Annotated in this window: 15 protein-coding genes; 11 read left to right on the forward strand and 4 right to left on the reverse strand. The window is 37.3% G+C overall.

The window, feature by feature from the left end:
* Positions 1 to 6 precede the first annotated feature (6 nt).
* Positions 7 to 654 carry a TetR/AcrR family transcriptional regulator gene (locus IGL31_RS06565; RefSeq protein ID WP_002286057.1) on the forward strand — a complete coding sequence of 216 codons (648 nt, stop codon included), beginning with the start codon at positions 7 to 9 and terminating at the stop codon, positions 652 to 654.
* A 72-nt stretch (positions 655 to 726) separates the two neighbouring features.
* On the opposite strand, the gene IGL31_RS06570 is transcribed toward IGL31_RS06565, so the two are convergent.
* Positions 727 to 2,118, reverse strand: coding sequence for a helix-turn-helix domain-containing protein (locus IGL31_RS06570; RefSeq protein ID WP_081156401.1), 1,392 nt, complete (start codon positions 2,116 to 2,118; stop codon positions 727 to 729).
* A gap of 256 nt (positions 2,119 to 2,374) precedes the next feature.
* Between IGL31_RS06570 and IGL31_RS06575 the strand changes: the two genes are divergently transcribed.
* From IGL31_RS06575 to IGL31_RS06590, 4 genes are all read left to right on the forward strand, one after another.
* A complete protein-coding gene (locus IGL31_RS06575) occupies positions 2,375 to 5,764 on the forward strand; it encodes a SpaA isopeptide-forming pilin-related protein (protein WP_086300082.1) in 3,390 nt (1,129 codons plus the stop codon).
* A 2-nt stretch (positions 5,765 to 5,766) separates the two neighbouring features.
* Positions 5,767 to 7,188, forward strand: a complete 1,422-nt coding sequence (locus tag IGL31_RS06580) for a SpaH/EbpB family LPXTG-anchored major pilin (protein WP_086300083.1) — start codon at positions 5,767 to 5,769, stop codon at positions 7,186 to 7,188.
* A complete protein-coding gene (locus IGL31_RS06585) occupies positions 7,185 to 9,062 on the forward strand; it encodes a SpaH/EbpB family LPXTG-anchored major pilin (protein WP_086300084.1) in 1,878 nt (625 codons plus the stop codon). Before IGL31_RS06580 ends, IGL31_RS06585 begins: the two co-directional genes overlap by 4 nt.
* Positions 9,063 to 9,153: 91 nt before the next feature.
* Positions 9,154 to 9,996, forward strand: coding sequence for a class C sortase (locus IGL31_RS06590; RefSeq protein WP_086300085.1), 843 nt, complete (start codon positions 9,154 to 9,156; stop codon positions 9,994 to 9,996).
* Positions 9,997 to 10,147: 151 nt separating this feature from the next.
* Here IGL31_RS06590 and IGL31_RS06595 read toward each other — a convergent pair whose 3' ends face one another.
* On the reverse strand, positions 10,148 to 11,023 hold the full coding sequence (locus IGL31_RS06595) for a MurR/RpiR family transcriptional regulator (RefSeq protein WP_002295882.1): 876 nt from the start codon (positions 11,021 to 11,023) through the stop codon (positions 10,148 to 10,150).
* A 206-nt stretch (positions 11,024 to 11,229) separates the two neighbouring features.
* Between IGL31_RS06595 and IGL31_RS06600 the strand changes: the two genes are divergently transcribed.
* The 5 genes from IGL31_RS06600 to IGL31_RS06620 all read left to right on the forward strand — a co-directional run bounded on the left by IGL31_RS06600 (position 11,230) and on the right by IGL31_RS06620 (position 16,534).
* On the forward strand, positions 11,230 to 12,261 hold the full coding sequence (locus tag IGL31_RS06600; protein ID WP_002286050.1) for a Gfo/Idh/MocA family oxidoreductase: 1,032 nt from the start codon (positions 11,230 to 11,232) through the stop codon (positions 12,259 to 12,261).
* 88 nt (positions 12,262 to 12,349) lie between these two features.
* On the forward strand, positions 12,350 to 12,655 hold the full coding sequence (locus IGL31_RS06605) for a hypothetical protein (protein ID WP_002286049.1): 306 nt from the start codon (positions 12,350 to 12,352) through the stop codon (positions 12,653 to 12,655).
* 178 nt (positions 12,656 to 12,833) lie between these two features.
* Positions 12,834 to 14,849: a BglG family transcription antiterminator gene (locus IGL31_RS06610; protein ID WP_086300086.1), complete on the forward strand. Its 2,016-nt coding sequence runs from the start codon at positions 12,834 to 12,836 to the stop codon at positions 14,847 to 14,849.
* A gap of 1 nt (position 14,850) precedes the next feature.
* Positions 14,851 to 15,135 (forward strand): PTS sugar transporter subunit IIB, encoded by a 285-nt coding sequence (locus tag IGL31_RS06615; RefSeq protein ID WP_002286047.1) that lies wholly within the window; start codon positions 14,851 to 14,853, stop codon positions 15,133 to 15,135.
* Between the two features lie 25 nt (positions 15,136 to 15,160).
* The gene (locus IGL31_RS06620) at positions 15,161 to 16,534 is read left to right on the forward strand and encodes a PTS ascorbate transporter subunit IIC (protein WP_002286041.1); all 1,374 of its coding nucleotides are present in this window, start codon (positions 15,161 to 15,163) and stop codon (positions 16,532 to 16,534) included.
* 82 nt (positions 16,535 to 16,616) lie between these two features.
* Here IGL31_RS06620 and IGL31_RS06625 read toward each other — a convergent pair whose 3' ends face one another.
* Together IGL31_RS06625 and IGL31_RS06630 are read right to left on the reverse strand one after the other, a co-directional pair.
* Positions 16,617 to 18,632, reverse strand: coding sequence for an alpha-L-rhamnosidase (locus IGL31_RS06625; RefSeq protein WP_002286037.1), 2,016 nt, complete (start codon positions 18,630 to 18,632; stop codon positions 16,617 to 16,619).
* 21 nt (positions 18,633 to 18,653) lie between these two features.
* Positions 18,654 to 19,868 carry an MFS transporter gene (locus IGL31_RS06630; RefSeq protein WP_113808908.1) on the reverse strand — a complete coding sequence of 405 codons (1,215 nt, stop codon included), beginning with the start codon at positions 19,866 to 19,868 and terminating at the stop codon, positions 18,654 to 18,656.
* Between the two features lie 219 nt (positions 19,869 to 20,087).
* Here IGL31_RS06630 and IGL31_RS06635 point away from each other — a divergent pair, with 219 nt between their 5' ends.
* A complete protein-coding gene (locus IGL31_RS06635) occupies positions 20,088 to 21,032 on the forward strand; it encodes an AraC family transcriptional regulator (RefSeq protein ID WP_002296705.1) in 945 nt (314 codons plus the stop codon).
* Positions 21,033 to 21,056 lie beyond the last annotated feature (24 nt).

Below are 21,056 nucleotides of genomic sequence, written 5' to 3' on the forward strand. Positions count from 1 at the left end.
TCCTTCATGACAATGAAGGGCTATCCACGTATAATCAGAGATAAAGGAGAGATGTGGATGCCAAAAGAAACTTTTTTCAATTTATCGAACGCAAAGAAACAGAGAATCGATGACCTATTACTGGAGATATTTTGCTCACAGCACATCAGCCAAGTCAAAGTCTCAGAGATCGTTGACAAGATGGGGATGTCGCGCGGTGCTTTTTATAAATATTTTCAAGATTTGGAAGATGCTTATTTGTATACGATCAAAAGCAGTTCTCACATAGTCCATCAAGATATCTTAAAATTCATTAGCGAAAACAAACAACATTTCTTTTTGGGGATCGAAAAATATTTAGAGTGGTGCTGCGACTTAGATCACGAAAGTATCTATTGGCAAAGGTTATACTTGTTAACCCAGCGAAATGATCAGCAGACAACCAAACGTAGAGAACTATCGGCTGATTCTCCAATGAACGAAAAATGGCTGGAATTATTAAGAATCAATCATTTCTCCATTCAATCGTCGGAAGAAGCAGTTAGTTTCCTATACTTTTCCATGACCCTCGTAATGAACACATTGACGGATCTCATTGCAAATAATTGGACAAAAGAAGAGCTGTTAAAAGACTTTCGCTATAAATCTCGTTGGATTGCTGAAGGAATACAATAAAAAGAAACAGCTATGTGAATTTGTCCTGAAATTTTTATCAGGGTGGTTTATACATAGCTGTTTTTTGATTATTCATAACTCGAATAAGCGGATGAGTTCTTCTTCATTTGCGAATGACACACTATCATCAATCAATATATGAGGAACATGGGCATTCAAAATGGGTTGATTCGTAACGATCAAATCATACTCGAGAAGATTGTATTTCGACAGCTGATCTTCAGTAATAGCAGTTGTCTCAGAGTGAATTTTATGCACAGCAAGAATATCACTGATATATTCTTCAATATATTGACTATGTCGAAGACTTAAGTCACTGATGATCAGTATTTTTTTATCAGAAGTATAATGGTGAATTTCAGGATTACCGATAAGCATCCAAAAGATATAGCTAGATAAATAATAAATCAGATTCTGATTCAGTAGAGTGGAATAAAATTGAAGTTCTGCACGAAATCCAGCATACAGACGTATCTGGCGGTGTTGCATCTGCTGTGCAAAGTAAGTTGCACGGATCGTCAAATGAGTCGTATCGTATGGGAAAATACGGGAGAAAAAATAAATTTGCGTTAATAATTGAACAACATATTCTTCGTTTTTTTCTTTGCAATCAGAGGATGAAAACGAACAGTAGGACATATTTTTTCGTATCTGCTCACTGATTTCATTTTTTTCTTTCTCCGAAAATTCTGAAAAAATCGTATTGACAAAATAGTTCACTACTTTTATATAGCTGCTGTACTTCAATTTTCCTAAGAGATTTTTCAAGATTAAGAAGTCTTTTTTATCGATATTTATCAACTGTACATAAGAGTCTCCAGCTTTCCATTCAAATGGAGTTCCTTGGGATTCTCTCATGAGATGCACAACAAAATACATAATAAAGAAAGATTGCTCATATGGGCTTTCTTCCTGAAACAAATTCAACTGACAATTATTCTTGACCATAATTTCTTTGATCTTCTTTTTTTCGATTGGAAATGGCAACGTGCGTCTTCCGTAGTAACTTAAAAAGAAAAAGGTGACAAAGATACGCAACTGGAGCTCACTTTTAAGGCTAGTTAACTGAAAACCTTGGTCAACGATCACTTTTAATAAATAGCTTTCTAAAATTTGATTGCATTGTTTCAACTTACGTGTAAAAGAAGACCGGCTGATGGAAATTTTTTCACAATAATACTCAATCGTTTTACCCGGATTGACAATAATCTCATTTAATAAACGACTGTTTGTAGAACTTTGCGACATTTCCATCAGAACATTTAAATAAGCTGGTACATTCAAATGTTCAAGACGATACCCCAATTTTTGTGAAGATTGAATCGTTACATCCGTTCCCCAGCGGATTTTGATCTCTTCGATATACCTTACAAATGTAGATTCTGAACTACCAATTCGTTTGGCAAGTTCTTTTTTAGTCATCCACTTGTCAGAAATGGACAGAATTCGAATGATTTTTTCCATCTTTCTATAGTTTCCTTCCAACAACCTGATCATATGTTTTTCTCCCTCAACCCTTTTCTTTCAATGAAACGCTCATTAATCGAAGGAATCAACTTCATAAATGAAACCAATTGGTATGAAAATTGGTGTGATTCCCTTTAGCGCCCTTCGTATAATAATTATCATATTAAAATAAATAAAATTATGTAACGCCTGTTTATTTTAATAATTTTCACTATTCACGTCAAAACAGAAAAAAATAAAAAGGAGGGGAAAAATGACGACTACAGGGAAGAAACTGAAAGTTATTTTCATGCTGATAATATTGAGTTTATCAAACTTTGTGCCATTATCTGCAATAGCAGACACTACAGATGATCCAACAGTTTTAGAAACAATTTCAGCTGAAGTCATTTCGGATCAATCTGGAAAAAAAGCACTGAACATCAAGCTAAATGCGAATAACACCAGTGCTGAAAAGATAGAAAAAGAAATTGGTCTAGTCGAAAATTACTTAAGTGATGTGGAAAGAAAAGAAGGAGATGGCTATGCTTATCAGGTAAATAGCGGGAAAATTACGTTGGAAATCTCATCAAACACTAAACAAACTATCGATCTGAGTTTTCCAATCGATCCAGCACTTTACCACAGCCAGGCAAACAAGCTGATCGTCGATAATAAAGAGTATGACATTATTGATGAGACAGAAAATAAGAAAGAAACAGATGTGTCAGTACCAAAGGCAGACGAAATAGAAGAAGAATCATCAAAAGAAAACGAAAATTCTGTCAGCCCATTTACATTGCCTACATTATCCTTGCCAGCTGTGAGTGTGCCATCTAATCAAACGATTCCTACAGAATATACGACAGATGATCGGGGCACTTATCCTAAAGCCAGTTGGCAACCTACAGGAAATACAAATGTTCTTGATCATCAAGGCAATAAAAACGGAACAAATCAATGGGATGGTATAAATTCTTGGAATGGAGATCCTAATGATCGGACCCATTCGTATATCGAATATGGAGGAACGGGTAATCAAGCAGACTATGCGATACGAAAGTATGCAAAGGAAACAAGTACACCCGGATTGTTTGATGTTTATTTGAATGCTCGTGGAAATGTACAAAAAGATATCACGCCTCTTGATCTCGTATTGGTCGTAGACTGGTCAGGAAGTATGAACGACAATAATCGGATCGGTGAAGTAAAGATTGGTGTCGATCGTTTTGTCGATACTTTAGCAGATAGCGGTATCACAGACAAAATCAATATGGGATATGTCGGCTACTCAAGCGAAGGATATAGCTACAGTAACGGTGCAGTACAGATGGGTTCATTTGATTCAGTGAAAAATCAAGTAAAATCCATTACACCTTCACGGACAAATGGTGGTACTTTTACACAAAAAGCACTAAGAGATGCAGGAAACATGCTATCCGTTCCAAATGGACATAAAAAAGTGATCGTTTTGCTGACGGATGGTGTACCAACATTTTCCTATAAAGTACAGCGGGTACACGCACAATCAAGCAGCAATTATTACGGAACTCAGTTTTCTAATACGCAAGATCAGCCGGGAAATACTTCTCGAATCTCAAGAAGCTATTATGCACCTGACCAAAACAATCTATCCAGAAGAATCGACAGTACGTTTATCGCAACCATCGGAGAAGCGATGGCACTCAAAGAACGAGGAATCGAAATACATGGTCTTGGCATCCAACTTCAAAGCGATCCGGCAGCTGGTCTCTCAAAAGCAGAAGTAGAGTCTCGTATGCGACAAATGGTTTCATCAGATGAAAAAGGCGATCTTTACTATGAATCAGCTGATCATGCAACAGATATCTCTGAATACCTAGCCAAAAAAGCTGTACAGATCTCAGCAACTGTAAGCAATGGACAAATAAATGATCCAATCGCAGAACCATTCATTTATCAGCCTGGTACACTTTCAGTCAAGAGTGTGGGGACAAGTCCTACAACGGTCACTCCATCTATTTCCATAGAAGGAAATACCATCAAGAGCAATCAGATCTATTTAGGAAAAGACCAAGAAATCCAAATCCATTACCAAGTGAGAATCCAAACAGAAAATGAGGACTTCCATCCAAATTTCTGGTATCAAATGAACGGCAGGACAACTTTCCAGCCAAACATTGATACCAATGAATTAGCTGAATTCGGTATACCATCTGCTAAAGCTCCCGGAGTCAGTCTTCACATCAAAAAGTTATGGGAAGAATTTGACAACAATCTAGCTGATCGTCCAGATCAAGTTACTTTTGAGATTCAACGGGAACATACGACAAATGCTGCAGCTTGGAAAAACGGATATATTCGAATCATTAAACCAGCTAAAGATACAACAAATACGTGGGAACGTGCAGACATTGACAAATTATCTGCAAATAGCGGAGAAAGTTATCAAGAGATATTATCACTACCTCAATACAATAATCAAGGTCAAGCATTCAGTTACCAAACAATCAAAGAATTACCTGTACCAGGATACGATTCTCAACAAATAGATGCAATGACATGGAAAAATACTAAACAATTCACACCGTTAAACTTGAAAATAACGAAAAATTCCTCTACAGGTGAAAAGAATCTCATCGGTGCTGTCTTCAAATTAACAGGAGATTCTATTGATACTTTACTAACAGATCATGGCGACGGAACCTATTCTCTTCCAGAAAATGTCAAATTGCAAAAAGAAATGACCTATACGCTGACAGAAACAAAAGCTCCAGAAGGGCATGAATTAAGCAAAAAGACTACTTGGGAAATCAAGATCGCTTCTGATGGTACGGTAACCATTGATGGAAAAACAGTCACTACTTCCGATGATACGATCCAGTTGACCATTGAAAATCCTTTTGTTGAAGTTCCTGTAGCAGTACGTAAGTATGCGATGCAAGGGACGGACAAAGAGATAAATCTTAAAGGAGCAGCATTTTCCCTACAGAAAAAAGAAGCAAATGGTACTTATCGGCCAATTGACAGCCAAACAACGAATGAAAAAGGTCTTGCCAGTTTTGATTCACTCACACCTGGTAAATACCGAGTCGTTGAAACAGCTGGTCCTGCCGGATATGATACTTCGCCGGGAAATTATGAATTCCAAATCGATAAATATGGAAAAATCATTTACACGGGAAAAAATACCGAGATGACAAATAATGTATGGACGCTCACTCATCAAAATCGACTAAAAGCGTTTGATCTAACGGTACACAAAAAAGAAGACAACGGACAGACATTAAAAGGAGCAAAATTCAGACTGCAAGGACCTGAAATGGACTTAGAATTGCCAAAAGATGGACAAGAAACAGATACCTTTCTATTCGAAAATTTAAAACCTGGAACTTATACGCTGACCGAAACTTTTACACCAGAAGGATACCAAGGTCTAAAAGAGCCAGTTACTATAGTTATACACGAAGATGGGTCAATTCAAGTGGATGGACAAGATCATGAATCTGTTCTGTCACCAGGAGCCAAAAACAACCAGATTTCTTTAGACATCACGAATCAGGCAAAAGTACCATTACCTGAAACGGGAGGAATTGGCCGTTTAGGAATCTATCTAGTAGGGATGATTGGTTGTGCGTTTTCTATTTGGTATCTTTTTTTGAAAAAAGAAAGAGGGGGCAGCTAAATATGAAAAAACTTGGTTGGCTTAGTGTGTGTCTCTTCTTGTTACTATTTAAACCAGCTTTTACTCAGGCAGCAACAGAAACAGAAACAGAAATGGTTCAGATTACTTTACACAAATTGCTTTTCCCAAACGGGCAACTGCCGAAAAATCATCCAAATGACGGACAAGAAAAAGCTTTATTACAAACGTATCGAGGATTAAATGGTGTCACATTCCAAGTTTATGATGTCACAGATTCTTTTTACCATCTACGGGAAAAGGGCAAAACGGTAGAAGAAGCACAAGCAGAGATCGCAAAAAACGGTGCGTCTTCCGGTACGTTTACCGCAGAAGCAACAACTACAACTCTTAACAACGAAGATGGTATCGCTTCTTTTTCTCTGGCCGCTAAAGATCAAGAAAAAAGAGATAAAGCGTATCTTTTCATTGAATCCAAAGCACCAGAAGTCGTCAAAGAAAAGGCAGAGAATATGGTAATTGTTCTTCCTGTACATGGACAAAACAATCAAAAACTTTCAACTATCCATTTGTATCCTAAAAATGAAGAAAACGACTACCCTGATCCACCTTTTGAGAAGGTATTAGAAGAGCCTAGAAATGATTTTACGATTGGTGAAAAAATCACTTATTCCTTGCATACGACAATTCCTGTAAATATCCTTGACTATCAAAAGTTCGAATTGTCAGATAGTGCGGATGAAGCATTAACGTTTTTACCTAATAGTTTAACGATTTCATCGAATGGAGAAAAGCTGACAGAAGGCTTTGTCATACACAAGAAACCTCACGGATTTGATGTTTTATTTTCGATCCCTTCGTTGGAAAAATATGCTGGAAAAAAACTGACCATTTCTTATCAGATGCAACTAAGCAGTACAGCACAGGCGAACAAGGAAATCAACAACAACGGAACACTGGATTTTGGTTTTGGTATCAGTACAAAGAAAGTTTCTGTATATACAGGGAGTAAGCAATTTGTCAAAATCGAGACAAATAAACCAGATAAACGATTAGCTGGCGCAGTATTCCTTATTAAAAACAAAGCAGGAAATTACCTCCAGCAAACAGCCAACGGATACAAGTGGACAAAGAACGAATCAGATGCGCTTCACCTGATTTCCGATAAAAATGGCGCTTTTTCAATTTCCGGGTTGAAAACAGGAAGTTATCGATTAAAAGAGATCGAAGCACCTTCTGGTTATATTTTAAGTGAAACAGAAATTCCGTTTACCATTTCAACTTTTCTTTCTGAGGATAAAGAGGCGGACAGTATATTGAAAGTAGTCAATAAAAAAGAAAATAGCCGTCCATTTCTTCCAAAAACAAACGAAACGAAAAATACACTTTTAGGCGTTGTTGGTATGGTATTCGCAAGCTTTGCAATCTGGTTGTTTATCAAAAAAAGAACAGGAGTGAAAAAATGAAAAATCATAAAAAAATAAACGTTATGTTAGGAGTACTTTTCCTTATTTTACCATTACTCACAAACAGCTTCGGCGCAAAAAAAGTGTTTGCAGAGGAGACAGCAGCTCAAGTCATCCTTCATAAAAAGAAAATGACTGATTTACCCGATCCTTTAATCCAAAACAGCGGGAAAGAAATGAGCGAATTCGATCAATACCAAGGATTAGCCGATATTTCATTTTCAGTTTATAACGTCACTCAAGAATTTTATGCGCAACGAGATAAAGGAGCGTCCGTGGATGCAGCAAAACAAGCAGTCCAGTCTTTGACTCCTGGTACACCAGTTGCTTCAGGAACGACAGATGCTGATGGAAATGTCACTTTATCTTTACCTAAAAAACAAAATGGGAAAGATGCAGTCTACACGATCAAAGAAGAACCAAAAGACGGAGTGTCAGCTGCCGCAAACATGGTTTTAGCTTTCCCTGTATATGAGATGATCAAACAAGCAGATGGCTCTTATAAATACGGGACAGAAGAACTAGATACTATCCATCTCTACCCTAAAAATACAGTCGGTAATGATGGAACGTTGAAAGTTACAAAAATCGGTACTGCCGAAAACGAAGCACTAAATGGAGCAGAATTTATTATTTCTAAAGAAGAAGGAACACCAAGCGTCAAAAAATACATCCAAAGTGTCACAGATGGATTGTACACTTGGACAACTGATCAAACCAAAGCCAAACATTTCATTACTGGTCATTCTTATGACATCGGCAACAATGACTTTGCCGAGGCATCTATTGAAAAAGGCCAGTTGATCGTTAATCATTTAGAAGTTGGAAAATATAATTTAGAAGAAGTAAAAGCTCCTGATAATGCGGAAATGATTGAAAAGCAAACAATCACGCCTTTTGAGATCCTGGCAAATAGCCAAACACCAGTAGAAAAGACCATCAAAAATGATACGTCTAAAGTTGATAAAACAACACCTCAATTGAATGGAAAAGATGTCGCAATCGGTGAAAAAATTCAATATGAGATTTCTGTCAATATCCCATTAGGTATCGCTGATAAAGAAGGAACGCAAAACAAGTACACAACATTCAAACTTATCGATACTCATGACGCTGCTTTGACATTTGATAATGATTCTTCAGGAACGTATGTTTATGCCTTATATGATGGAAATAAAGAAATCAACCCAGTAAATTATTCTGTCACTGAGCAAACAAACGGATTCACGGTTTCAGTTGATCCGAATTATATTCCTTCATTAACTCCTGGCGGTACATTGAAATTCGTTTACTATATGCATTTGAACGAAAAAGCAGATCCAACCAAAGGATTTTCTAACCAAGCAAATGTCGATAACGGGCATACAAATGATCAAACACCACCGTCAGTCGATGTCGTTACTGGGGGCAAACGATTTGTTAAAGTAGATGGTGACGTTACATCAGATCAAACACTTGCTGGAGCAGAATTCGTCGTTCGTGATCAAGATAGTGACACAGCGAAATATTTATCGATCGACCCATCCACAAAAGCCGTCAGCTGGGTATCGGCGAAAGAATCAGCAACGGTTTTTACAACCACAAGTAACGGTTTAATCGATGTGACAGGTCTAAAATATGGCACGTACTATCTGGAAGAAACGAAAGCGCCAGAAAAATATGTTCCATTAACAAACCGTGTAGCATTTACTATCGATGAACAATCTTATGTAACAGCAGGACAGTTGATTTCTCCTGAAAAAATACCAAATAAACACAAAGGTACACTTCCTTCAACAGGCGGTAAGGGAATCTATGTGTATATCGGTGCAGGAGTAGTCCTTCTATTGATTGCTGGACTGTACTTTGCTAGACGCAAGCACAGTCAGATTTAGTCTTTTTGCAAGAATTGGAAAAAGGAGCAGCGGATTACGCAAATGCTCCTTTTTCTTTTATTATCAAACAGTCATCACAAGGAGAACACAAATGAAACCAAAGAAAAGGAAACTTCTAGATCTGCTGATGCTTTTCTTGCTTCTCTCAGGAATAGGGATACTAGCTTATCCATTTGTTAGCGACGCGCTGAATAATTATCTGGATCAGCAGATCATCTCTCATTATCAGCAACAAGCGGTCAAAGAAAATGAAGAAGTCATGGCTAAAATCCAAGAAAACATGACAAAGAAAAACCAGCAATTAGCAAAAGAAGGTGGAAATCCAGGTGCAGATCCCTTTACTAAGAAAAAAGAACCTGCGAAAAAGGATAGAACCTATTTTGAGAAACATACGATCGGTATTTTGACGATCCCTGAGATCAATGTCCATTTGCCAATTTTTGATGAAACGAATACTGTGCTGCTAGAAAAAGGTGCCTCATTATTGGAAGGAACGTCTTATCCTACGGGGGGAGAAAATACACATGCCGTTATTTCCAGCCATCGAGGACTACCTCAAGCAAAGTTGTTCACAGACTTACCGAAACTGACTTTAGGTGATTCTTTCTATATCGAAATCAATGGACGGACACTCGCTTATCAAGTCGATCAGATCAAGACGATAGAACCGACTGATACAAAAGATCTGAGAATCGAAAAAGGGCAGGATTTCGTGACACTCCTAACTTGTACACCTTATATGGTCAACAGTCATCGCTTACTTGTCAGAGGGCACCGGGTTCCTTATCATGCAAAAGAAGTTCAAAAAGAAGTACAGAAAGTATCCGAGAACAAACGATTTTTCCTGTATGGATTGTTAGCTGCATGTATACTGATTTTCCTCCTTCTTATATATCTTTTTCGTCAATCGTTCAAAATAAGAAACAGAAGTTAGCTATTCCTCATTTCTATAATATATCTATTCGAATCGTTCCGTAAACAAACAGGCTGAAGTTTGAAAAAGAAAACTTCAGCCTGTTTTTATGATGATATCAAAGAGAGCCTATCAAACACTATCTTTCTTATTACTAAATGAGGATCTTTTCTTAAGTTTTCCGATATTCTTTAAGAAGGCCTTTTTGCATCAATTCTTGTTTGTTTTTCAAGTTGCGGATATTCTCTTCAAAATTTTGAGAATATATCACTGAGAATAACGTATTTAATACGTAATCGAAGGCAATTTGAGAGGAGAAAGTCGCTACTTTAGCAAAATCATATTCCTCCTGCGATATAACAAGACACATATCAGCCTGTTTGGCCATTTCTGAATGCTGATTTCCGGTAATCAGCAAGGTAGGGGCCTCTACATGCTTCAAATAGGTCATTATTCGTTCATAATGATGGATGCGACCGCTGTAGCTAATAAAAATGGCGCAATCCTCGCTAGTCAAATTGGCTGCATTCCAAGAAGAATCACTGTATTCTTCGGCCATGATCAAAAACTTATTCAACTTGACCATTTTATTCTGGAATTTCCTTGCCGTGATTTGAGAATCACCTTTTGCAAAAAGAAAGATTCGCTGTGCCTTGTTCAATACTTTACCGATTTGATCTAAATCTTCATGTTCAATCTGCAATTGTGCTTTTTTTATTGACTGGATCGATAAATCCGCCATTTTCTTTGCAATTTGCTGAGTGCTATCTTCACTTGAAAAAGGAAAATTAGGATCAATCGTTTGATTGAACTGAGCAATCAATTGATGAACTTCCCGCCCTAACTCGAAACGGAATTCTTTAAATCCGCTGAATCCCATTTTTTTGCATAAACGAATGATAGCTGAATGGGAAGTATACGTAGCTTTTGCTAATTCTTCAATCGTCATGTAGACTGCAGCTTCGATATTCCTACGGATGTAATCGGCAATCCGTTTCTCTGTCGTGGTAAACAACTCTTGTTTTGTTAGTTTTTCTTCAATAAGCATGATCTGACCTCCAAATTCTATCTTACTGATAAATACTTGGTTCCGCTACTATCTTTTTGATTTTTATCCTTACTTTGAACATTAATTTCATCAAACCGAATAATAACAAGTGTTTTTCTGAACTTTTTTACCAGAATAGCTATTATAAATACTTTCTGCGCTTTTCTAGGATATACTGAAAACATCAATAAAAGGAGGCACCACTCATGCTTACAATCGCTTATCTTGGCAATGGAAAGAGTACAAATCGCTATCATTTGCCTTTTTCAAGAAAACTTACGAACAAAATCAATATCAAAAAAATTTTTTCCCCATCTGAACCAGTGTGGAAAACATTCGAAGACATCGAATATACTGATCAGCTGTCTGATCTTTGGGATGATCCTGAGATCCAATTAGTTGTCATCACTACACCTAGTCAATTTCATTATGAATATGGAAAAATGGCACTCGAACATGGTAAGAATGTACTAGTAGAGAAACCTTTTGCAGAAACGTCAAAGGAAGCAGAAGAGTTATTTGCATTAGCAAAAGAAAAAGGGCTATTTATCCAATGTTACCAAAACAGACGGTTCGATTCTGACTTCTTGACAGTCCAAAAAGTAATCGAAAGCGGAAAATTAGGGGATATTTTAGAAGTAGAAATGCATTATGATTATTTCAGACCGGAAGTACCAGAAAATACGCATGAATTTTCTACTGCGAACAGCTATTTATATGGACATGCTTGTCATACAGTAGATCAAGTTCTTTCTTATTTCGGCGAACCAGATGATATCAGCTATGATGTACGTCAACTTTTAGGGAAAGGACGAATGAATGATTACTTCGATCTGGATTTTTTCTATGGAAATATGAAAATTTCGATAAAATCCAGTTATTTCCGCATCAAAGAACGTCCAAGTTTCGTCGTTTACGGAAAAAAAGGGATGTTCGTGAAACAAACAAAAGATCGACAAGAAGAACATCTGAAAATGTTTTACATGCCTGATCATGAAGACTTTGGTATCGATTTGCCCGAACATTATGGTGTATTGACCTATATAGATGAACAAGGGAGTTATCATGAAGAAAAAGTAATTTCCGAGGTTGGTGATTACAGCCGTGTCTACGAAGGGATTTACGAGACATTAGTTAATGGCGCAGAAAAAGTCATCAAAGATGAAGAAACAATCTTACAAATGAAAATTTTGGAAGAAGGAATCAAAAGCATTCAAGAATCAGAAGGAAAAATATGACATATTTGTAAGAATCGGGTTTGTTTTTTGACGCATAAACTGTCTTATTGTACGATGAAAAAGTATAGAACTACTAGGAGGAACCAACATGACAAATTATGACGGTGAAAAACACAAACGATTAAGAGGTTCAATGGCCCCTAAAACAGAAGAAGAAGTGGCTTTAGCAGGAACTAATTCTGGTGAAACAGAAGACAAAGAAGAATCATTAGCTGGCACAAACTCTGGTGAAACAGAAAATAAAGAAACAGCTTTATCTGGTTCAAATTCTGTAGAAGAGGAAACAAAGCCTAATGAGCCCAATCACTTTGAAAAAGATATCGAAAAAGCGGTTGAAGATGTCAAAGAAAAATTTGAAGAACTGACCTCAAAAAATAAACATGATCATCATTGATCGGACGAAATCAATTCATAAAAGCAGGAGACATTTGTTCACCTGCTTTTTTTCTGTATCCATTCGATAGAAATCGTTCGGTACAGTCGTAAAAAAAATCCAACTGTAAGTTGTACCAAACACCCCTCGATTTAAAAGCGCTACCATACTAGAATATAAGTAGGAGGTGAACAGCGCTGTGAACTACAAAATTAGTTATCTCCTGAAAACACCAAGAGAAATCAGTCTAGAAAAAGCAGCAGAGATCATCGAAGTAAATACAAGCGAGGCGATCAAACAATTAACTCCTTTTGCCGAATATGTGGATGATACCCATATCCGTATAAAGAAATTCCGAGCAATCGACTGGGCAGAAAAATTTTTGGATATTACTCGATTTGAAGCTGTGTATACCGAACAAGAGCGAAGAGATCTTCTTTATTTGATGGTTTATTCGACTGCAACGTCTGTTTCTGTTTTTCATTTTCAAGATTTTCTTCAGGTTTCTAAAGGGACAGTCCTGTCAGATATCAAAAAGATAAGAAATGAATTAGAAGTGGAAGATTGTCAGCTGTCGTATACTAGGAAAACTGGTTTTAGGCTGCTAGGGTCAGAAGCAATATTAAGAAGAGAAGCAAAAAATCGCACTGCTCGTTTGATGCAGTCACTTGCTGGAAGATTTGGGCTCACGTATTTAACCGCAACCCTTTCCATTGATTATTACGCCAAAGTTAGAGATTTGCTAGATAAAACGATTTCACTATCAGATCTTCGATTCGCACCAAATCGAATGGATGAATTAGCTTATTATTTGAGTTTGACAACCATTCGAATTGGAAAAACATCCATGGAACTGGTAAAAGATGCTGAACTGTTGGCTTCTCTTGCAGTCACTGACATTAGTCGACAAGTATTGACTGGCCTTGGCTATTCCGAACATCAAAATTCGGAGATTATATTTTTCTCTCTTTGCTTAGCATCGATCGTTGAAGGAGATGTCCAGGAGCCTGCACTTGATTTTTTGCTGGAATGTTCTTCAGAAGTCATTCATCGCATGGAATTCCTGATGGCCGTAGAATTTGCTTCGTTTCGTGAATTATTGATGAATGTCTTTTATCACTTGGTCCCTGCCTATTTTCGTATTTCCTATTCTTTTTATTTACCTAATGTGATGATCGATCAAATTAAGCATCAATATGCTTCCATCTACGAAATGACAAGAAAAGCATTACTTCCGTTAGAAAGACGAATAGGGAAGAGCATCCCTGAAGAAGAGATTGGTTTTTTCACTATACTATTTGGCGGAGAGATCAGAAAAGCGGACGCAGAAGAAAGAAATAGAAAAATAAGAGCCGTGATCGTCTGTCCAAGTGGCATTAGCTCTTCATTGATCTTAAAAAGTGAACTTCAGCAATTATTCCCGATGATCTTTTTTACAGAGACTAATTCAGCTGACCGCTTACACGAGGTTGAAGAAACTTCTTACGATATTATTTTTTCTACTGTACCTCTCACACTTACTGATAAGAAAAAGTCTCTCTATGTTCTGCATCCAATCATGACTGACTTGGAAAAAAATCAGCTGATCAATCAAGTACAAAGAGATTGGCTGATACCAGGATTTTCAATGCCTTCTGCCCAAGAATTGTTGTCGGCGCTACTGCCTTATATCGAATTAAAAGAAGGCGTAGACGAAGAAAAGCTCTATCAAGTATTAAATCGTAAAATGAACAAACTTTTAGAAAAGAAGGAGGATCAACGTCCTATGCTATCTGAATTATTAACAGAAGAAATGATCCAATTATCGGATCAACCAAAAAACTGGCAAGAAGCAATCACATTTGCCGCACAGCCGCTATTATCAGAAAATAAAATAGAAGAAAGTTATATCAAAGCTATGATCGAGCGCGTGGAGCAGTATGGTGCGTTTATCCATATTGGCGACCACATCGCATTACCTCATGCTCGTCCAGAAGATGGCGTAAATGAAGTAGGGATGTCTTTGCTGAAACTTCAACAACCTGTGGATCTGCTTGATGATCCTGCCCATCCCATTAGTTTGTTTATCTGTTTAGCTGCTATCGATAATGAGGCGCATCTTCGGGCGTTGGCAAATTTAACAAAGCTACTTTCTAATAAACAAAATCTTCAAGATTTATTACACGCATCAACAAAAGAAGAAATATTAGCGATCATAAGAAAAGGAGACGAATGATATGAAAATTTTTGCAGTATGTCAAAGTGGATTAGGAACAAGTTTTATGGTAGAGATGAACATCAAACAAGCACTTGCAGATCTTGGAGCAGATGTGGACGAGTTTGAAGTAAGTCATACGGATGTTGGAAGTGTATCTAGCGATATGGCTGATTATTTCTTCATTGAGCATTCTTTGAAAGATACGCTAACTTCTATACCTGATGAAAAGCTCGTACCTTTGCAATCGATCATTGACAGCGAAGAAGTAAAAGAAAAAGTAACGAAGATCTTGTCAAAAGAATAAAAATGATTCAAGGGAGGAACTATCAATGGATAAATTGTTGAATTTGTTTGTGTCAATCGTCAGTCAGCCCTCCATCCTCGTTTCTTTGATTGCACTGCTTGGTCTCGTTCTTCAGAAGAAGAAATTTTCAGAAGTGATCCAAGGAACTATCAAAACATTTGTCGGATTCCTAGTACTGATCGGCGGTGCTGGTCTAATCAGTAATTCACTAACCCCTTTTGCTTCGATGTTCCAAACAGCTCTGCATACTCAAGGAGTAGTTCCTAGCAATGAAGCAGTAGTGGCGATTGCTTTGCAACAATACGGTACACCTACTGCTTTGATCATGCTAGTAGGGATGATCGTAAATATTTTACTTGCTCGGTTCACAAGATATAAATTCATTTTTCTTACAGGTCAAGCAATGCTTTATGTTTCTTGTCTAACAGCAGTCATTTTAGTAAGCGCGGGGTTTACCGCAAATTTGTGGATGATCTTATTAGGCGGGGTCTTCGAAGGAACACTATTAACTATTACGCCTGCTCTTTGTCAACCGTTTATGAAGAACATCACTGGAAACAATCAAGTTGCGTTAGGGCATACCGGAAATATCGGTTATGCTTCTAGTGGATGGATCGGAAAGTTTTTTGGAAACAAAGACCGTTCTACAGAGGACATAAAGATTCCTAAAAGCTTCAGCTTTTTGCGAGATTCTACTGTATCGATCATGCTCTTGATGTCGATCGTATATGTCGCACTTGCTTTGTTAGCTGGTCCTGGATTTGTTGAAAGAGAACTAAGCAATGGAGACAACGCTGTAATCTTTGCACTGATCCAAGCTGGAACATTCACAGCTGGGTTTGTTATCGTCCTTCAAGGGGTTCGAATGGTGTTGGCAGAAATCGTTCCAGCATTCCAAGGGATTGCTAAAAAACTCGTACCCGATTCTAAACCAGCATTAGATGTTCCTATCGTTTTTCCATATGCACCTAATGCTGTATTAATTGGCTTTTTTGTTAGCTTCTTTGTAGGAACACTATCCATGTTTGCTATGATAGGCTTGCAAACTACAGTTATCATTCCTGGGGTAGTAGGACATTTCTTCTGCGGAGCTGCTTCTGGTGTCTTCGGCAACTCGACTGGCGGTAGAAGAGGGGCGGTATTAGGTTCTGCTTTCAATAGCTTATTGATTAGTTGGCTGCCATTATTTATCCTTCCAGTATTAGGAGATCTTAAAATCGCTTCTTCTACATTTGCCGATACTGATTATCTAGTACCAGGACTTGTACTTGGGAAACTAGGAGAATACGGTCAAATAGCCTTGACAGTTGGAATCATCGCTTTCTTTTTACTTGTCGTATTATCTAGCTTTCTTTTTGCCGGAAAAAGAACAAACATTGTTTCTAAAGAACAGAATTAAGCAAACTTCAAAATAAAAATTGCTTGGACAATATCAGAAGAAGATTTAAAGTCTTCTGATATGTCGCAAGCAGTTTTTTGTTTTATGCATTTATTTTTGAATAGCTTGTTAAGACAAGTGGCTGCTTTGCTAGAAGAGGATAACTTTTACCATTCATTTTCACTGTTCCGCCTGTTCTATCAGAAGTAATCACGATCTTATCTTTTGTTTTTTCAAGCGAAATCTTTCCATCTTTGATAGGTAGCGTACAATTCAGTGTTTCAAATGAATCTAGATTAGGTTGTATCATAAATTCTTCATAACCTGGCTTTGTTGGATACAAACCGATAAAATAGCGTCCTAAAAGATAGATTGGGCTTGCTCCCCATGCATGGCATAAGCTTTTTCCATAAGGATCTCCATACATACTGTACTTTTCATTTCCTGTTTGAGTAGGGTCGTATTCTTCCCAGAAAGTTACCGCATCATGAGATAACATCCCTCCCCAATAATCAAGAATCGTTTGGTAGACGATATTCGTCTGTCCGAGTTTGCATAAAGCATCTTGTTCATAGAATTTGAAATATGGAGTAGTAATCTGTGTGATAGTGTCATTCAATAAGACATTCTTTAAGATCGATTGCTGTTGGTCTTTGTTAGCAAAATCGAATAAAACAGCGAAAATATTCGCATGACGCGTCACATTTCTTCTCCCAGATTCATAGCAATCGATAAAAGCGCCAAGTTCTTCATCCCAAAAGTAGTCAAATAGGTTTTGTTTCAATAGTTGATATTTTTCTTGATAGAGATGAGTATGATAATTTTCGTTCTCTCCATATGTTTCAGCTAAGATATCTCCGCAAGTGATCATGGAATGATAGGCTTTCAGTAATAAGACTTGTTCTGCAGCAAGCGTTCCTTCTTTATCCATTTCAGACCAATCAATAAATATCCAATCTTTTGCTCTCCCATAAATAAACCCTAATTCATTCGTTTGCTCCATCAAGTATCTCATTAATGATTGCATCTTAGGGTAGACGATGCGTAAAAATTCATAGTCTTTCGTCATCATATAGTGGTTTTCGATACCAATCAACCACAAGATCGAATAGTCAACGATAGTATTCATATGCTGCTTGATTTCATTTTGTCCTCTTAATGCTAATATCGTTCGTTTATTGATTTCCTCGTCAAAAAAAAGATATTGATTGATCATGAATGATTGATACGCATCTCCAGACCAAATCCAGCGATCTCGTTTGATACCGTCGATAAAAAACAAATCACTACATAACTTGAAGGTTTCTTCTGATACTGACCAGATCTGATTCAGTAAAGAAGAATCGCTTGAAAAAGCAGCTTGTTTCGAAAGAGATAAAAATTCATGAAAAACTTGAAGTTGAACCATTCCAGTAGAAACCTCTGGTATAAACAAATAACGAAAAGCGCGTTTACGAGCTTTCATTTTTCTTGTCATTCCTATTTGCTTATAGTAGCAATAATCGATATCCATAGCTTCTACATCGGACTCTCCATAACATAGAGTGATAGATTCGATGTGGTCATCCAGAGATATTAGTTCTACACAGCCATTCACTGCTCGCCCAAAATCGAATAAGATTCCTCCGCCAATCTCCGTTTCAGTGACTGGATGGACGCATTCTTTTTGATAATAGATTTGATTTGGGTCTTTTGCGATATCGACATAAAGCGGACTCCAGCCAGCTGGATATTCTTCAATAAAATTACTTGCTGTCCAGCCAATATCTGATTTTACTTCGTCTCCCTCGATAAACATCGCTGGTAGCCCTGATGTATGTCCTACAAAGATACGAATTTTTGCTTTACCAGCTGGACAAGTCAGCCATTTTCCACATGGATGTTTTTGTCCATTAATTTCTACATACCCAACTCCTTGGATCGTCACTTTAAACATGGAAGGTTGATCAAGAAAGTAATATCTCTTAAACTTGACGTTCCGATGGCAATCATCCATGTACCAGTACGCTGGCCAGTCAAAACCTCGTTCTTCCCGTTGGAAATTTTGTAGCAGTCCATGTCGGATCTCAAAGTCTCCAGGATACCAAAGCCATCTATCTTTATGTTTTTCATTTGTCATTTTACACGGCCTCCATCAAATTTATTTTGTTGTCAATTGTTCTTTTATTTCTTCATCTACTCTTATCACTGTCTTTCTATTCGTCCTGTGTACTACTAGAAGGCTAATAAGCGCGCTAATCAACAGCAAGATACTGCCATTGACGAAAACAGCAAGTGTTTTACTCCCAAGAGAAGCAAAAGAGAGAAAGAGCAAACCATATGGTGCAATGAAAGTACCTAAATTAGCGCCAACCAATAAGATTGAAGTATTGAAACTCTCCGCGTGCTTGGGCGCTTGGATACTTACTTGGTTGAATAAGTAAGGAATGAATAACGAAAAAGAAATTCCTGTTAGGATCGCACCAAACCCAATCACATACAGGTTTATCACAGTGGCAATCAATACAAAGCCGATTCCCATCAGTAGTAAAGAAAGTGTAAGCATATAGCGATGTGCTTTTGTCTGAAGCCAGCCAAAACAAACTCCGGCAGCCATACTTGCCAATTGCATGATTGTTAAGATATTCGCTGCATTAGTTTCGTTTCCTAGAGAATAAGTCGTCAGGACTGTGGCTAATTTAATCGATACAGCATTATATACCACGATGACCAGCAAGAGAAAAATACCATAACTAATCATTTTAGGATTCGTTTTGATTACTTGTCTTGTTGGGGCTGTGCCATGTGATTGAAGTTCAGTTGTTTCAGGTGTAGGAACAAACAAAACAAACAAGACAAGAATAGGTAAGCTGATGGCGTAGACTAAAAAGGTATATTGCCAACCGAACTGTACTAGCTGTCCTGCAACAAATGTCATTAAAGCTGCACCAAATCCTTGAAATGCACTTTGAAAACCAATCATAGAGGCTCGTTCATCTCCGTGATAAAAGGCAGCAATCATGCTGACTGCCAAAGAATTGATCAATCCAAAGCCAATACCTAGTCCAGCTCTTGAAGCTAAGACAATACTGTAACTTTGTGAGAAGAGGGGGAGGATACCACAAATCGATGCAATCACTAATCCGATGATCACAGTTTGTTTTTGTCCGATTTTCCTAGCAATAAAACTACTAATCAAAACAAAAATAGTGACCATAAAGGAGGGAGCAGTCGTTAATAATTCAACAGCAGATAAAGAACGCGTGGCATAAGTAGCTGACATACTGGGAATTGCAGACGTGACTGCACCAGCAGAAGTCAGAATAAGAGATACTGACAGCAGAGAAAATTTCATCATCTTTTTATTCATAAGCATGTTCCTTTCATTTTTGTAAGCGCTTATCAAAAATATAGTATGAAGTGGTTATTCTCTCAATAGCGGAATCACAGGAAGTTCATGTCCCAACCATAGAAAGTCTTTATGAAACCAAAAATGGCTTTGCATATAATAGCAGTACAGCGTAAACTAATAAGCGAAAGAAACCACTTACAAAAAGGAGGGAGTCAATTGGAACTAGCTGAATTAGACACTTTTTTGCGTAACGAAGAATCAATCGAAACTCTGCAGCGTGAACAAGGAATGAATATCAATGATTTAAACTTAGCTTACCATCTTCAGACACCGCCAAAAATCCACCGAGGAGATCTATTTCAACAGGGAAATATTCATATCAGTAAACACCGTCGATATGCGGAAGTTCCCGAGCATACACATGATTTTGTTGAAATCAATTATATGTATAGCGGTACATGTTTACAAATTATCAATGGAGAAAGGATAGAGATGGAAGAAAGTGACGTGGTGATCATTGATAAAGAAGCTACTCAAAGAATCGAATACACAGGGCAAGAGGATATTTTAATCAACATCTTATTAAAAGAAGAAACCTTATCTACAGAGATATTGAATCATTTGGCAAGCACAAATAATCTACTTTCTTCTTTTTTGATCAATGCATCAAAAGAAAAAGGGGAACATACACAATTCATTCATTTTCGCGGCGGAAAAACAAGTCGTTTGACGCATTTGATTGAAAATATGCTGTTGATTTATTTTGATACATACAGTCATAAGATCCGATCGTTAAATCTCTATACATCACTATTACTGATCGAATTGACTCATTTATTAGAACAACAAAGCTTTTCATCAGCAGATGGATGCGCAGAAAATGAGATGCTTAGAGTATTAGATTATATCGATAAGCATTTTACTTCTTGTACGTTAAAAGAAACAGCAGCTCATTTTGGCTACAATCCGGTCTATCTTAGTAATAAATTGAAAATGTATTTTGATGCTTCCTTTCAAGAACTGGTTCTAAAGAAAAAATTCGACTTTGCGTTGGAATTGATTCAAGAAACGAGTTTTTCGTTGGAAGAAATCGCTAATCGTATCGGATATAAACAAACGACTTCTTTATTCAAATTATTCAAAAAGTATTCAACATGTACTCCCAATGAATGGAGAAACAAACATTAAGAAGAAAATCTTTCACTAAAGCAT

The sequence above is a fragment of the Enterococcus sp. MSG3290 genome (assembly GCF_050555565.1).
Taxonomy (GTDB): domain Bacteria; phylum Bacillota; class Bacilli; order Lactobacillales; family Enterococcaceae; genus Enterococcus_B; species Enterococcus_B faecium.

Bases quoted from the DNA above. Each gene is read 5' to 3' on its own strand.
- IGL31_RS06565 (WP_002286057.1), top strand. From the start codon at position 7: ATGACAATGAAGGGCTATCCACGTATAATCAGAGATAAAGGAGAGATG.
- IGL31_RS06570 (WP_081156401.1), bottom strand. From the start codon at position 2,118: ATGGAAAAAATCATTCGAATTCTGTCCATTTCTGACAAGTGGATGACT.
- IGL31_RS06575 (WP_086300082.1), top strand. From the start codon at position 2,375: ATGACGACTACAGGGAAGAAACTGAAAGTTATTTTCATGCTGATAATA.
- IGL31_RS06580 (WP_086300083.1), top strand. From the start codon at position 5,767: ATGAAAAAACTTGGTTGGCTTAGTGTGTGTCTCTTCTTGTTACTATTT.
- IGL31_RS06585 (WP_086300084.1), top strand. From the start codon at position 7,185: ATGAAAAATCATAAAAAAATAAACGTTATGTTAGGAGTACTTTTCCTT.
- IGL31_RS06590 (WP_086300085.1), top strand. From the start codon at position 9,154: ATGAAACCAAAGAAAAGGAAACTTCTAGATCTGCTGATGCTTTTCTTG.
- IGL31_RS06595 (WP_002295882.1), bottom strand. From the start codon at position 11,023: ATGCTTATTGAAGAAAAACTAACAAAACAAGAGTTGTTTACCACGACA.
- IGL31_RS06600 (WP_002286050.1), top strand. From the start codon at position 11,230: ATGCTTACAATCGCTTATCTTGGCAATGGAAAGAGTACAAATCGCTAT.
- IGL31_RS06605 (WP_002286049.1), top strand. From the start codon at position 12,350: ATGACAAATTATGACGGTGAAAAACACAAACGATTAAGAGGTTCAATG.
- IGL31_RS06615 (WP_002286047.1), top strand. From the start codon at position 14,851: ATGAAAATTTTTGCAGTATGTCAAAGTGGATTAGGAACAAGTTTTATG.
- IGL31_RS06620 (WP_002286041.1), top strand. From the start codon at position 15,161: ATGGATAAATTGTTGAATTTGTTTGTGTCAATCGTCAGTCAGCCCTCC.
- IGL31_RS06625 (WP_002286037.1), bottom strand. From the start codon at position 18,632: ATGACAAATGAAAAACATAAAGATAGATGGCTTTGGTATCCTGGAGAC.
- IGL31_RS06630 (WP_113808908.1), bottom strand. From the start codon at position 19,868: ATGCTTATGAATAAAAAGATGATGAAATTTTCTCTGCTGTCAGTATCT.